Annotated in this window: 11 protein-coding genes; 8 read left to right on the forward strand and 3 right to left on the reverse strand. The window is 70.5% G+C overall.

The features are described from left to right. Positions 1 to 11: 11 nt before the first annotated feature. Together ABEA10_RS04020 and ABEA10_RS04025 are read right to left on the reverse strand one after the other, a co-directional pair. Positions 12 to 1,157 carry a CU044_5270 family protein gene (locus ABEA10_RS04020; RefSeq protein WP_345457575.1) on the reverse strand — a complete coding sequence of 382 codons (1,146 nt, stop codon included), beginning with the start codon at positions 1,155 to 1,157 and terminating at the stop codon, positions 12 to 14. Continuing rightward, positions 1,150 to 1,731 carry an RNA polymerase sigma factor gene (locus ABEA10_RS04025; RefSeq protein WP_345457578.1) on the reverse strand — a complete coding sequence of 194 codons (582 nt, stop codon included), beginning with the start codon at positions 1,729 to 1,731 and terminating at the stop codon, positions 1,150 to 1,152. Before ABEA10_RS04025 ends, ABEA10_RS04020 begins: the two co-directional genes overlap by 8 nt. A gap of 314 nt (positions 1,732 to 2,045) precedes the next feature. On the opposite strand from ABEA10_RS04025, the gene ABEA10_RS04030 reads away from it, so the two are divergent. The 6 genes from ABEA10_RS04030 (at position 2,046) to clpB (ending at position 9,862) form a co-directional block, all read left to right on the forward strand. Continuing rightward, a complete protein-coding gene (locus ABEA10_RS04030; RefSeq protein ID WP_345457581.1) occupies positions 2,046 to 2,735 on the forward strand; it encodes a C39 family peptidase in 690 nt (229 codons plus the stop codon). Between the two features lie 213 nt (positions 2,736 to 2,948). Further along, positions 2,949 to 4,811 carry a molecular chaperone DnaK gene (dnaK, locus tag ABEA10_RS04035; protein WP_329249771.1) on the forward strand — a complete coding sequence of 621 codons (1,863 nt, stop codon included), beginning with the start codon at positions 2,949 to 2,951 and terminating at the stop codon, positions 4,809 to 4,811. A 117-nt stretch (positions 4,812 to 4,928) separates the two neighbouring features. Then, positions 4,929 to 5,624, forward strand: a complete 696-nt coding sequence (gene grpE / locus ABEA10_RS04040; RefSeq protein ID WP_345457584.1) for a nucleotide exchange factor GrpE — start codon at positions 4,929 to 4,931, stop codon at positions 5,622 to 5,624. Positions 5,625 to 5,660: 36 nt separating this feature from the next. Next, the gene (gene dnaJ, locus ABEA10_RS04045) at positions 5,661 to 6,818 is read left to right on the forward strand and encodes a molecular chaperone DnaJ (protein WP_345457587.1); all 1,158 of its coding nucleotides are present in this window, start codon (positions 5,661 to 5,663) and stop codon (positions 6,816 to 6,818) included. A gap of 5 nt (positions 6,819 to 6,823) precedes the next feature. Next, positions 6,824 to 7,264 (forward strand): heat shock protein transcriptional repressor HspR, encoded by a 441-nt coding sequence (locus ABEA10_RS04050; RefSeq protein WP_329249764.1) that lies wholly within the window; start codon positions 6,824 to 6,826, stop codon positions 7,262 to 7,264. Further along, positions 7,265 to 9,862, forward strand: coding sequence for an ATP-dependent chaperone ClpB (gene clpB, locus ABEA10_RS04055; protein ID WP_345457591.1), 2,598 nt, complete (start codon positions 7,265 to 7,267; stop codon positions 9,860 to 9,862). Positions 9,863 to 9,984: 122 nt separating this feature from the next. Here clpB and ABEA10_RS04060 read toward each other — a convergent pair whose 3' ends face one another. Further along, complete coding sequence (locus ABEA10_RS04060) at positions 9,985 to 10,374, reverse strand: MerR family transcriptional regulator (RefSeq protein WP_345457594.1); 390 nt, start codon at positions 10,372 to 10,374, stop codon at positions 9,985 to 9,987. Positions 10,375 to 10,475: 101 nt separating this feature from the next. Here ABEA10_RS04060 and ABEA10_RS04065 point away from each other — a divergent pair, with 101 nt between their 5' ends. Further along, a complete protein-coding gene (locus tag ABEA10_RS04065) occupies positions 10,476 to 11,459 on the forward strand; it encodes a zinc-binding dehydrogenase (protein ID WP_345457596.1) in 984 nt (327 codons plus the stop codon). An 89-nt stretch (positions 11,460 to 11,548) separates the two neighbouring features. After that, positions 11,549 to 13,129, forward strand: a complete 1,581-nt coding sequence (locus ABEA10_RS04070) for an alkaline phosphatase D family protein (RefSeq protein ID WP_345457598.1) — start codon at positions 11,549 to 11,551, stop codon at positions 13,127 to 13,129. Positions 13,130 to 13,267 lie beyond the last annotated feature (138 nt).

Below are 13,267 nucleotides of genomic sequence, written 5' to 3' on the forward strand. Positions count from 1 at the left end.
GCCGCCGGACGTCAGCCGCCGTACGCGGTGTTCGTCCAACCCATCGTCAGGTAGATCTCGCTGTGGGTGATGGCGCCCGGCTTCATGCCCTTCGTCTCCAGGCCGCCGCTCTGGGCGGGCGGCATGCCCGGCGAGGGCGGCACGGTCCTGCCGCCGTTGCCGTGGACGAGCACCATCTGGGTGCCGAGCGGGACGTACGTGACCGGGTCGAGGAGCAGCTCGCTGTCGTAGACGTTGCCGTTCTGCGTCATCCGGCCGGCCAGCACGGTCGCGGGCCGTCCCAGCGAGTCCCGCGACGCCCCCAGACTGCGCACGCCCGGCACGTCCGCGAGCACGCGGAAGACCGCCGCCCGCAGCTGCGGAGACGACGGGTCGAGCAGGAATCGCCCGGCCACACTGAGCAGGTAGCTGGACCCACCACCCCCGGCGGCCTTGAGCAGGTACCGCTTGAGGGCCTCGGGGTCACGGGCCATGGCCTCCCGCTGCGCGTCGGTCGGCTGGGCGGGCGGGCAGGCCTGCGGCTTCTTGGCACACCGCGCGGCCATCTTCGCCTCGAGCCGCCGCTCCCCCCGCTTCTGCGCGGGAGTCATGCGCACCAGGTCCCAGGCATGGGACCTGGCCGACTGCCTGATCGTCTGGCCGTTCGACAGGACACGCCACGTCGACGGCGACCCCGCCTTCTTCCAGGCCGCCCGGTCGGCGGCCGTCTGCGGAACGGCACCGGCGAACCGGCTGCGGAACACGTCCGGGTCCTTGTCGCTCCGCGCGATCCACTGGTCGATCTCGTGCCGCGCGCCAAAGATCATGTAGTCGCCGCGGTCGACGTGGTAGCCCTCGCTGGAGATCACGTGGGTGTGCCAGTACCGGCCAACCGGCGTGGACGCGGCCTTGTCCGCGGCGGTGAGCAGGATCTGCCGGGCGGTCAGCGGCCGGACCTCCGTCCTCCTGGTGGCCGGTGGTCCGCCACCGGTCAGGCCGATCGCGACCGCGACCGCGGTGGCGGCCCCGACCAGGGCGAGGCCTCCCCACAGGCGGCGGCGCGTACGGGCCGAGCGCGCCGGCGCGTGGGCGGCCAGGCGCCGGCGGCCCTCCGCGACGACCTCGTCCGACGGCGGGGCCTCCCCAAGGAGGCTCCGGATCATGCGGATCTCATCCATGGCTGTCCTCCTCCAGTGCGGAGCGCACCTTCTTACGGGCCCGGCTGAGCCGCGAGCCGACCGTGCCGTACGGGATGCCGAGCGCCTGAGCGATCTCCTCGTGCGACAGGTCGCCGAGCGCGCCCAGCAGCAGGACGTCACGGTCCCCGCGCGAAAGCGCGGCGATGGCCCGGGCCAGGCGCGGCCGGAGGCTCTCGGCGGCCACCCAGTCGACCACCTGGCCCTCGTGGCTCTCGGTGACCTCGTCGGGCCGGAGACGGCCGAGCGCGCGGTAGCGCCGTGTCTCCTTCCGCCGATGCTCGGCGACGAGCCTCGTGGCGATGCCGAACAGCCACGGCCGTACGCCGCCGCGGGAGGCGTCGAAGGTGTTCCGCTTCCGCAGGGCGACGACAAAGGTGTCGGCGGCGATGTCGTCGGCCACGTCGCGGCCCAGCCGGCCGGCGATGTAGCGGTAGATCTCGTGGAAGTGCTGGTCGTACAGGTCGGCGAACACGGCCTGCGGCAGGTGTGATCCTGCGTCCTGCGGCAGGTCCGGTCCGACGGCCGAGGGCGGCGTCCGCGGCCCGGCCCTCACGCGGGGGGCTCCGTCATCGAGGTCACCTTCCGGTGATCGGTATGGCTTACACCGGTACTCCGGCGGAGCACCCCTCAGCTTTCACACGGCACCGGACGGCGACGCCATCGGCCGTACCCCGCACCGCCACGCGCCGACGTCGAGGTCGCGCGTGTCACCCGACCGACACTCCGGCTAAGCACGCATGGCCGCCCATATGAGTAAATAGAGTTCTACAACGCGTTACATGCGCATATAGCGACATTCGCTTGGACCGTCTTGCAGGTACCGCCGACACGGCCCCGATCGGGCCCCGTGACGTCTGGGGGACGCAAGTGAAGAACGCGCCCGGCCTGCGGCCGGCGGTGGGTCTCGCCGTCGCCGCCCTGCTGGTGGGGGCCTCCCCGCCGGCCAACGCCACCACCGCGGCCCGGACCGCCGCCACAACGGCCACTTTGGCCACCCACGCCACGCCGACCACCGCCGCGGCGGGACTCCGGGCGATGCCCCGCGCGTACCGGCTGGTTCTCCAGGCGCAGTTCCAGACCACGAACTACTACTGCGTCCCCGCCTCCACGGCGATGAGCCTGTCGACGTTCGGGATCAAGGTCAGTCAGGACGCCCTCGCCAGGAAGATGAAGACCACGATCCGCGGCACCGGCGGCGACAACGCCGCCTCGGTCATGGACGGCTACCTGCACCCGCGGCGGTACGACGACCGGATCGTCGGCGACGTCGTCGGCCGTCCCCAGATCCTCATGCAGCGGGTCTCCTACGACGTCGGCACTCTGCGCCGGGCGCCGATCATGCAGGTGTGGATGGAGAGGCTGCCCTGGAACCAGGGGCGGCTCAGGGGCCACTGGATCGGGCACGCCATCCTCGCGTACGGCTACGACCAGAACACCGGGATGATCACTGTTTTCGACCCCTGGCGGCCGACCGGCGGCACCCACACGCTGCCCGCGAAGGTGCTGGCCAAGGCACTGCAGAGCGGCGCCGGCATGCACTACATCTCCCGCCGCTAGCCCAGGGGACCGGCGGCGCCGGATCCACGGACCCATTCACCACAGATTTCCTGTCGTACGCGGGAACACCGCGCCGCGCTCCCACGTTGAACCAGTCAGCAAAGTTGAGTGCGACAGACTCAAGTCATTTGACAAGCCGAAACGGCTCGGGCAACCTTGCGTCTGCTGGACTCAGCTTCATGGACAAGAGAGCACGGTCGGAGGAACCAACTCATGGCACGAGCGGTCGGTATCGACCTTGGGACGACCAACTCGGTCGTCGCGATCCTGGAGGGTGGCGAGCCCACCGTCATCGCCAACGCGGAGGGGTCGAGGACCACGCCGTCCGTCGTCGCCTTCGCCAAGAACGGTGAGGTTCTCGTCGGCGAGGTCGCCAAGCGCCAGGCGGTGACCAACGTCGACCGCACCATCCGGTCGGTCAAGCGCGAAATGGGCACCGACTGGAAGCAGAAGATCGACGACAAGGACTTCACTCCTCAGCAGATCAGCGCCTTCGTGCTGCAGAAGCTCAAGCGCGACGCCGAGGCGTACCTGGGCGAGAAGATCACCGACGCGGTGATCACCGTCCCGGCGTACTTCTCGGACCACCAGCGGCAGGCCACCAAGGAGGCCGGCCAGATCGCGGGCCTCAACGTCCTGCGCATCATCAACGAGCCGACCGCCGCGGCGCTGGCGTACCACCTGGAGAAGGAGGGCGAGGCCACGATCCTCGTCTTCGACCTCGGTGGTGGCACCTTCGACGTCTCCCTCCTCGAGGTCGGTGACGGCGTCGTCGAGGTGAAGGCGACCAACGGCGACAACCACCTCGGTGGTGACGACTGGGACCAGAAGGTCGTCGACTGGCTGGTCACCAAGTTCAAGAACGCCCACGGCGTCGACCTGTCCAAGGACAAGATGGCGCTGCAGCGGCTCCGTGAGGCCGCGGAGAAGGCCAAGATCGAGCTGTCCAGCTCTTCGGAGACGAGCATCAACCTGCCCTACATCACGGCTTCCGCCGAGGGCCCGCTCCACCTGGACGAGAAGCTCACCCGGGCCGAGTTCCAGAAGATGACCTCTGACCTGCTCGACCGCTGCAAGGTCCCGTTCCAGCAGGTCATCAAGGACGCCGGCATCAAGGTCAGCGACATCAACCACGTCGTGCTCGTCGGTGGCTCGACCCGCATGCCCGCCGTCGCCGACCTGGTCAAGGAGCTGACCGGCGGCAAGGAGGCCAACAAGGGCGTCAACCCCGACGAGGTCGTCGCGGTCGGCGCGTCCCTGCAGGCCGGCGTGCTCAAGGGCGAGGTCAAGGACGTCCTGCTGCTCGACGTGACCCCGCTGAGCCTGGGCATCGAGACCAAGGGCGGCATCTTCACCAAGATCATCGAGCGGAACACCACGATCCCGACCAAGCGGTCGGAGGTCTTCACCACCGCCGACGACAACCAGCCGTCCGTGGAGATCCAGGTCTACCAGGGCGAGCGCGAGATCGCGGCGTACAACAAGAAGCTCGGCACCTTCCAGCTGACGGGCCTGCCCCCGGCGCCCCGCGGCGTGCCGCAGATCGAGGTCACCTTCGACATCGACGCCAACGGCATCGTGAACGTCGGCGCGAAGGACCTCGGCACCGGCAAGGAGCAGTCGATGGTCATCACGGGCGGCTCGGCGCTGCCCAAGGAGGACATCGACAAGATGATGCGCGAGGCGGAGCAGTACGCCGAGGAGGACCGCAAGCGCCGCGAGGAGACCGAGACCCGCAACAACGCCGACACGCTCGCCTACTCCACCGAGAAGTTCCTCGGTGAGAACGACGAAAAGATCCCGGACGAGGTGAAGACCGAGGTCCGTACGGCGCTGGACGAGGTCAAGAAGACCCTCGAGGGCACCGACATCGACGCGATCCGCTCGGCGTCAGAGAAGCTCGCCCAGGTCAGCCAGAAGATGGGCGCCGCGATGTACGCCCAGAACCAGCCCGGTGAGGGCGCGCCCACCGCCGACGCCGGCGCGGGTGCGCAGGGCACCGCCCAGGAGGACGAGGTCGTCGACGCCGAGATCGTGGACGACGACAAGGACAAGCGCGAAGGCGGTGCGGCGTGAGCCGCACTCCCCTCTCCGCCTTGGCCCTTTTCGCGAAGGAGGAAACGTGAGCGGAGCGAACCAAAAAGCACAGCACGGTTCGTCACGCGCTGACGAGCCGCTAGGCGAGGAGGAAGCGTGACGGAGCGTCGTGACGACGCCGAGGAGCGCGAGGGTCCGGTGATCCGCGACAAGCGGCGCATCGATCCCAAGACGGGCAAGGCCCGGGAGTCGGCGGAGCCGGCTCCCGGGTCCGCCCCGGGCGCTCCCGAGACCGCGGCCGACGAAGAGGTCGCGGACCTCAAGAGGCAGCTGGCCGAGCGCACGCTCGACCTCCAGCGGCTTCAGGCGGAGTACTCCAACTACCGCAAGCGGGTCGAGCGCGACCGGGTCATGGTGCGCGAGCAGGCGCTGGCGAACGTCCTGACCGAGCTGCTGCCGGTGCTCGACGACATCGGGCGGGCGCGCGACCACGACGAGCTGAACGGCGGGTTCAAGCAGGTCGCCGAGGGCCTGGAGGGCATCGCCGGCAAGCTGGGTCTGCAGTCGTTCGGCAGCCCGGGCGAGCCGTTCGACCCGAACATCCACGAAGCGCTCATGCACTCCTACTCCGCCGACGTCACCGAGCCGACGGCCGTGCAGATCCTGCAGCCGGGCTACGGCATCGGCGAGCGGATCCTCCGGCCGGCGCGCGTCGCCGTGGCCGAGCCGGGCGGTGACGCCGGGCCGGCCGAGCCGGAGGAGCCCGAGGAGCCGGAGCCGCAGGAGACGGCCGAGGCCGAGGGCACCGAGGCGGAGACGCCGCCCAAGGCCGAGACGGCCGACGAGGACTGACCGACGAGCGACAACGAAACGAGGTAAGGGGCGCCGGTGAGCACCAAGGACTATTTGGAGAAGGACTACTACAAGGTCCTCGGTGTTACGAAGACCGCCACCCAGGACGAGATCAAGAAGTCGTACCGCAAGCTCGCTCGCCAGTACCACCCGGACGCCAACAAGGGCGACGCGGAGTCCGAGGAGAAGTTCAAGGACATCTCCGAGGCCTACGACGTGCTGTCGGACGAGAAACGGCGCAAGGAGTACGACGAGGCTCGCAGCCTGTTCGGCGGTGCGCGCCCCCGGGGAGGAGCCCAGGGCGGGTTCGGCTTCGACCTGGGCGACCTGTTCGGGAACACGGGCACCGGCTCGACCACGGGTGGCACGGGCGAACGCATCGGCGACCTGTTCGGCGGGCTGTTCGGCCGCCGCCAGGCGGGTCAGCGGCCGCGTCGTGGCACCGACGTCGAGTCGGAGATAACGCTGACGTTCGGCGAGGCGCTCGACGGCCGTACGGTCCCGCTCCGGCTGACCAGCGAGGCGGCCTGCCCGACCTGCCGGGGGACCGGCGCCAAGGCCGGCACGGTCCCCCGGGTGTGCCCCCGCTGTGAGGGCACCGGGCAGGAGAGCCGCAACGCCGGCGGGTTCGCCTTCTCCGAGCCCTGCCGCGAGTGCCACGGCCGTGGCCTGGTCGTCGACGACCCGTGCGGCACGTGCTACGGCAGCGGTCGTGCGCAGAGCACGCACACGATCCAGGCGCGCATCCCCGCGGGAGTGCACGACGGGCAGCGCATCCGCATCAAGGGCAAGGGCGCGCCGGGAGAAAACAGCGGGCCGAACGGCGACCTGTACGTCATCGTGCACGTCAAGCCGCACAAGGTCTTCGGCCGTACGGGCGACAACCTCACGCTGAAGGTGCCGGTCACCTTCCCGGAGGCCACGCTCGGCGCCGAGATCAAGGTGCCGATCCACCGCGGCCAGCCCAAGACCGTACGGATCCCGCCGGGCACGCCCAACGGACGGGTGCTGCGGGTCCGCGGCCAGGGCGCCCCACGGCGCGACGGCACCCGGGGCGACCTGCTCGTCACCGTCGACGTGCAGGTTCCCAGCGAGATCGACGACACCACCCGCGAGGCGCTGGAGAAGATGGCCGGCAGCCTCGGTGGTGACGGCGTACGGAGCGACCTGATCCGGATGGCGCGAGAGGAGTGAACATCATGGACCCTTTCGGCGACGACAGCCCGGTCTACGTGATCTCCGTCGCCGCGGAGCTGTCCGGGATGCACCCGCAGACGCTCCGTACGTACGACCGGATGGGCCTGGTCTCACCGGGTCGTACGTCCGGCCGCGGCCGCCGCTACTCCATGCGCGACATCGTGTTGCTGCGGGAGATCCAGCGGCTGTCCCAGGACGAGGGCATCAACCTGGCCGGCATCAAGCACATCCTCGACCTGCAGCGTGAGTCCGAGGCCCTGCGGGCCGAGGTCGCACGGCTCAGGGGGCTGGTCGAGGAGCTGGGCAACGAGCTGGAGTCCACCCGGGCGGTGGCCGCCCGGCTCGCCCGGCTGAAGAACACCCCCGAGTCGACGGCCGGCGCCGAGCTGGTGCCGATCCGTCAGACGAGTGTGGTCGTGTGGCGCTCACGCGGGGAGGAATAAGTGGACTACAAACGGACCGAGAAGAGCCAGGAGGCGCTCTCCGCCGCCCTGCGCCGGGCGGCGACCGAAGGGCACCCGCACGTCGAGCCCGCTCATCTGCTCGTCGGGCTGCTGTCGCAGGGTGAAGGCACCGTACAGCGCCTGCTGAAGGAGGTCGGCGCCGATCCGCAGGCGCTGCGCCGCCAGGCCGAGGAGCAGATCGCCGCGCTGCCGAAGGCCGCGGGCGCCACGGTCGGCGCGCCGGAGACCTCGCGGGCGCTGCTGGTGGTGCTGAACACCGCGGCCAACCGCGCCCGGCAGCTCGATGACGAGTTCATCTCGACCGAGCACCTGCTCGTGGCCCTGGCGGCCGACGGCGGGCCGGTCGCGAAGCTGCTGCGCGAGGCCGGCGCGACCCCCGACGCCCTGCTGGAGGCGTTCCCCAGGGTCCGCGGAAACGCCCGCGTGACCAGCGAGAACCCCGAAGACACCTACCAGGCGCTGGAGAAGTACGGCGTCGACCTGACCGAGCAGGCCCAGGCGGGCAAACTCGACCCGGTCATCGGCCGTGACAACGAGATCCGCCGCGTCGTGCAGGTCCTGTCGCGGCGCACGAAGAACAACCCGGTGCTGATCGGCGAGCCGGGCGTGGGCAAGACCGCGGTGGTCGAGGGCCTCGCCCAGCGCATCGTCGACGGCGACGTCCCGGACACGCTGAAGAACAAGCGGCTCGTGGCGCTCGACCTCGGTGCGATGGTCGCCGGCGCGAAGTTCCGCGGCGAGTTCGAGGAGCGCCTCAAGGCGGTCCTGAGCGAGATCAAGCAGAGCGACGGGCAGATCGTCACCTTCATCGACGAGCTGCACACCGTGGTCGGCGCGGGCGCGGCCGAGGGGTCGATGGACGCGGGCAACATGCTCAAGCCCATGCTGGCCCGCGGCGAACTGCGCATGATCGGCGCGACCACGCTGGACGAATACCGCGAGCGGATCGAGAAGGACCCGGCGCTGGAGCGCCGGTTCCAGCAGATCTTCGTCGGCGAGCCGTCGGTCACGGACACCGTCGCGATCCTGCGCGGGCTCAAGGGCCGGTACGAAGCACACCACGAGGTGGTGATCACCGACGCGGCGCTCGTCGCCGCGGCGGCGCTCTCCGACCGGTACATCACCGCCCGGTTCCTGCCGGACAAGGCGATCGACCTGATCGACGAGGCCGCGTCCCGGCTGCGCATGGAGATCAACTCGCGGCCGGTCGAGGTCGACGAGCTCCAGCGTGTCGTCGACCGGCTGGAGATGGAGCAGCACCAGCTCAGCAAGGAGTCCGACGCGCCCTCTCAGCAGCGTCTCGAGCGGATCAAGGCCGAGCTCGCCGACCGCAAGGAGCAGCTCAACGACCTGAACGCGCGCTGGCACGCGGAGAAGGAGGGCCTCAACAAGGTCGGTGAGCTGAAGAAGCGCATCGACGAGGCCGAGAGCCGGCGGGAGCAGGCCTTCCGCCAGGCGCAGATCGACGGCGACTGGAAGCCGCCGAGCGACATCGCGATCGAGATCGAGCGGCTCCAGGACGAGCTCGAGACCGCGGCGGAGGCCGCCAACAACCCCAACGCCATGGTCAAGCGGGAGGTCACCGCCGACGACGTGGCCGAGGTGGTCGGCGCCTGGACCGGCATCCCGGCCGGGCGTCTGCTCGAGGGCGAGACGGCCAAGCTGCTGCGCATGGAAGAGGAACTGGGCCGCCGCCTGATCGGCCAGTCGAACGCCGTCCGGGCCGTCTCCGACGCCGTACGCCGGGCGCGGGCGGGCGTCGCCGACCCCGACCGGCCCACGGGCTCGTTCCTGTTCCTCGGCCCGACCGGTGTCGGCAAGACCGAGCTGGCCAAGGCGCTGGCGGACTTCCTGTTCGACGACGAGCGGGCCATGGTGCGCATCGACATGAGCGAGTACGGCGAGAAGCACTCCGTCGCCCGGCTCGTCGGCGCGCCTCCCGGCTACGTCGGATACGAGGAGGGCGGTCAGCTCACCGAGACGGTCCGCCGCCGGCCGTACTGCGTCGTGCTGCTGGACGAGGTCGAAAAGGCCCACCCCGAGGTCTTCGACGTGCTGCTGCAGGTGCTGGACGACGGACGGCTGACCGACGGCCAGGGCCGTACGGTCGACTTCCGCAACACGATCCTGATCATGACGTCGAACCTCGGCTCGCAGTTCCTGGTCGACCCGTCGCTGGACAACGGGGCCCGGCGCGACGCCGTGATGGGCGCGGTCCGGGCGAACTTCAAACCGGAGTTCCTCAACCGCCTCGACGACGTGATCATCTTCGACGCGCTGTCCACCGAGGAGCTGACGAAGATCGTCGATCTCCAGGTCGACCGGCTCGCCGCGCGCCTGGCCGACCGCCGCCTGACGCTGACGGTGACCGACGCGGCCCGCGACTGGCTGGCGCTGACCGGCTACGACCCGGCGTACGGCGCCAGGCCGCTCCGCCGGCTCGTGCAGAGCGCCATCGGCGACCAGCTCGCCCGCGAGCTGCTGGCGGGCGAGATCCGCGACGGCGACGAGGTCGTCGTGGACGCCGACCCGACGGCCGACCGCCTGACCGTCAAGCCCACCGTCCCGGCCGCCTGACCCGTCCACGCGCAGTGCGCGGGGGAATGACGTCCGCTCGCCCCTGATGCGGTCGGTCGATCGCCGGGACGGGTCAGCACTCGTTTCGGGCACGCCCTGCGGGCGTGCCCGAAGCAGGGAGGTCAGGAATCCGGGTCGGCGGGTGGGAGTTCACAGAGCTTCTCTCCGCTCGCGATGTCCGCGAGAACGCGCTGCAGCTGTTGTATCCGCTGGTTGGCCTCTGTCATGAGGCGCACGGTCAGGCGCTGCCAGTCGGCGAGTTCCGGCTCGGCGGGGAGTTCGGCGAAGAGCTCCCCGACCTCAGCGATGGACAGACCGACGCGTTGGGCCACACGGATGATCTTTGTCCGGCAGATATCGGGTTCACGGAATCGGCGTTGGTTGCCGGCGGTACGTTCGCCGGTGAGCAGGCCGTGGGCCTCGTAGAACCGCACGGCCGAGGGTGCCACCCCACTGGCGCGTGCCAGGTCCCCGACTGACAAGTACGCCTGCTCGGTGACGCCGGCCGTCATGGTGAACTCCCACACGCTTGACTTCAACCAATGTTGAACTCCTAGCGTAACGGGCACCGCGAAGCGAGAGCCAGCGGTCAGCCCTGTTGGGAGAACGGCGCGTGGGCGTGGTGCGTGCAGCGACGGTGTCGAGGTTCGGTGGGCCGGAGGTGTTCGAACTGGTCGAGACGCCCGATCCGGTGCCGGGCGCCGGGGAGGTCCTGGTCGGTGTTGAGGTGATCGACACCCTGTGGCTGGAGACGATGGTGCGCTCAGGGGCGGGCCAGGGCTTTTGGCCGATGCGCCCGCCGTACGTGCCGGGAAACGGGGTCGCCGGTCGCGTTGTGCGGGTCGGTGCGGGTGTCGACCAGAGTCTGCGTGGTCGCCGAGTGGTGGCTCATACCGGTGGGGAGGGCGGTTACGCCGATCGTGTCGTGGTCGCGGTGGAGGCGGCGGTGGCGGTGCCCGACGGCGTTGACCTCACGGTGGCCGCGGCCTTGTTGCATGACGGAGTGACGGCGCTGGCCCTGTTCGACACGGCGAAGGTCGGCCCGCGCGACGGAGTGCTCGTGATCGGTGCCAGCGGTGGCCTGGGGTTGCTGTGTGTGCAACTCGCCCGTGCCCGCGCGGCGAAGGTGGTCGCGGTCGCCCGTGGCGCGAAGCTGGAGCGGGTCGCACGGCTCGGTCCCGACGCGTTGATCGACTCTGCTCGGCCGGACTGGGTGGAGCAGGCACGGGCGGTGTTCGGCGAGCACGGCGCCGACGTCGTGCTGGACAATGTCGGCGGCGCGCTCGGTGAGGCCGGCTTCACACTCACCGCCCGCGCGGGACGGTTCTCCGCCCACGGCATGCCCAGCGGGCGTTTCGCGAGTATCGACCGGCGGGCCGCCGACGAGCGAGAGGTCTCGGTGACCGGTATCGAGGCGGTGCAATTGTCCGACCGCGACCGCACGCGCTATGTCGAGCAGGCGCTGCGCGAGGCCGCCGCAGGCGTGATCGCACCGGTCATCGGACAGACGTTCCCGCTCGAGCGGGCCGGGGCGGCGCACGCCGCCATCGAGGGCCGCACCGCGTTCGGCAAGACCCTGATCACCACCGGCGTGTGATCCGAAGCAGGAGGGGCATCCGCCATGGAAACCGATCGCTACCCACATGAAGTGAGTGCGTCCGCGCGCGATGTGGCGTAATCAGATACATGCCCCAACTCGTCGTAGGCCCCCTGCTCCGCCACGTCGGGCCGGACACCGCCGCGATCTGGCTCGAAACCGACCAGCCGTGTGACGTGCGCGTGCTCGACGCGACCGCCCCGACGTTCACCGTCCACGGGCACCACTACGCGCTCGTCCAGGTCGAGGGCCTGGCCCCCGGCTCGGACACCGAGTACGAGGTCGCGCTCGACGGCGAGACCGTCTGGCCCGAGCCCGGCTCACCGCCCAGCCGGATCCGGATCCCCGAGCCCGGCGCCCGGCAGCGGATCGCCTTCGGGTCGTGCCGCGTCGCCCCCGGTGTGGAGAGCATCCACGGGCCGGACGCGCTCGGCGCGTTCGCGCGGCGGCTGGCGGACGGGCACGAGTGGCCCGACCTGCTGCTGATGGTCGGCGACCAGGTCTACGCCGACGAGACCGGGCCGGAGATGCGGGAGTTCATCAAGGGCCGCCGCGACACCGGCGAACCTCCCGGCCTCGAGGTCGCCGACTACGAGGAGTACGCCCGGCTGTACCGGCTCGCCTGGACCGACGACGCGATGGTGCGGTGGCTGCTGTCCACCGTGCCCAGCCTGATGATCTTCGACGACCACGACATCCGGGACGACTGGAACACCTCCGCGGCCTGGCTGCGCGACATCCGCGCCCGGTCCTGGTGGCACGACCGGATCACCGGCGGGCTCGGGGCGTACTGGATCTACCAGCATCTGGGCAACATGTCGGCGGCCGAGCGGACCGCGGACCCGGTCTACCGGCGGGTGCTGGCGGCGGACGGCGATGCCGGGCCGATCGTCGACGAGTTCGCCGTACGCGCTGACGAGCAGCCGGACGGCACCCGGTGGAGCTACGCCCACGACTACGGGCGTACGCGACTCGTCGTGGTCGACAGCCGCTGCGGGCGGGTGCTCCACGACGGCCGGCGGTCGATGCTGGACGACACCGAGCTGGCGTGGGTGCAGGAACAGTGCCGCGGCGACGTCGACCACCTCATCGTCGCCACCTCGCTGCCGTTCCTGCTACCGGCCACCATCCACCATCTGGAGTCGTTCGACGAGGCGATCGCGGGCGGCGCGTGGGGGCGCCGCCTCGCCCGGCTCGGCGAGAGGGTCCGCCAGGGCGCCGACCTGGAGCACTGGGCCGCGTTCGAGGCGTCCTTCCGCGCGCTCGCCGACACGCTCCTGGAGGTCGCGCGGCGAGAGGGCGGCCCGCACAGCATCACGCTGCTCTCCGGGGACGTCCACTACTCCTACCTCGCGCGGGTCGCCGGCACCGGCACACCGATCTCCCAGGTGGTCTGCTCGCCGATGCGCAACCACCTGCCGCTGAAGTTCCGGCTGCTCCAGCGCGCGGCGTACGGGCGGCTCACCGACGGGCCGGCCCGCGCCCTCGCCCGGCTCGCCCGGGTGCCCAGGGCCCCGATGAGATGGCGGCTGAGCCACGGCCCCTGGTTCGACAACGCCGTCGCCACGCTCGCGGTGGACGGGTCCACGGCGACCGTACGCTGGGAGGCCGTCGGCCCCGACGGGGCGCTCCGCGAACTCGACCACGCGTCCCTGTCGAAGGTCCTCTGAGGGCGGCTCCGCCGCTCAGCGGGTCGGGGCCGCCGTCGCTCCCTCTTCCGTCTCGGCGATCTCGGCGAAGCGCTTCTCCGCCGAGGCGCTGGGCCGGTATACATTTCGGGACTTATCCGTCGCCGGAAGGCTGGTCTC

The organism is Actinoallomurus oryzae, assembly GCF_039541955.1.
Lineage (GTDB): Bacteria > Actinomycetota > Actinomycetes > Streptosporangiales > Streptosporangiaceae > Actinoallomurus > Actinoallomurus oryzae.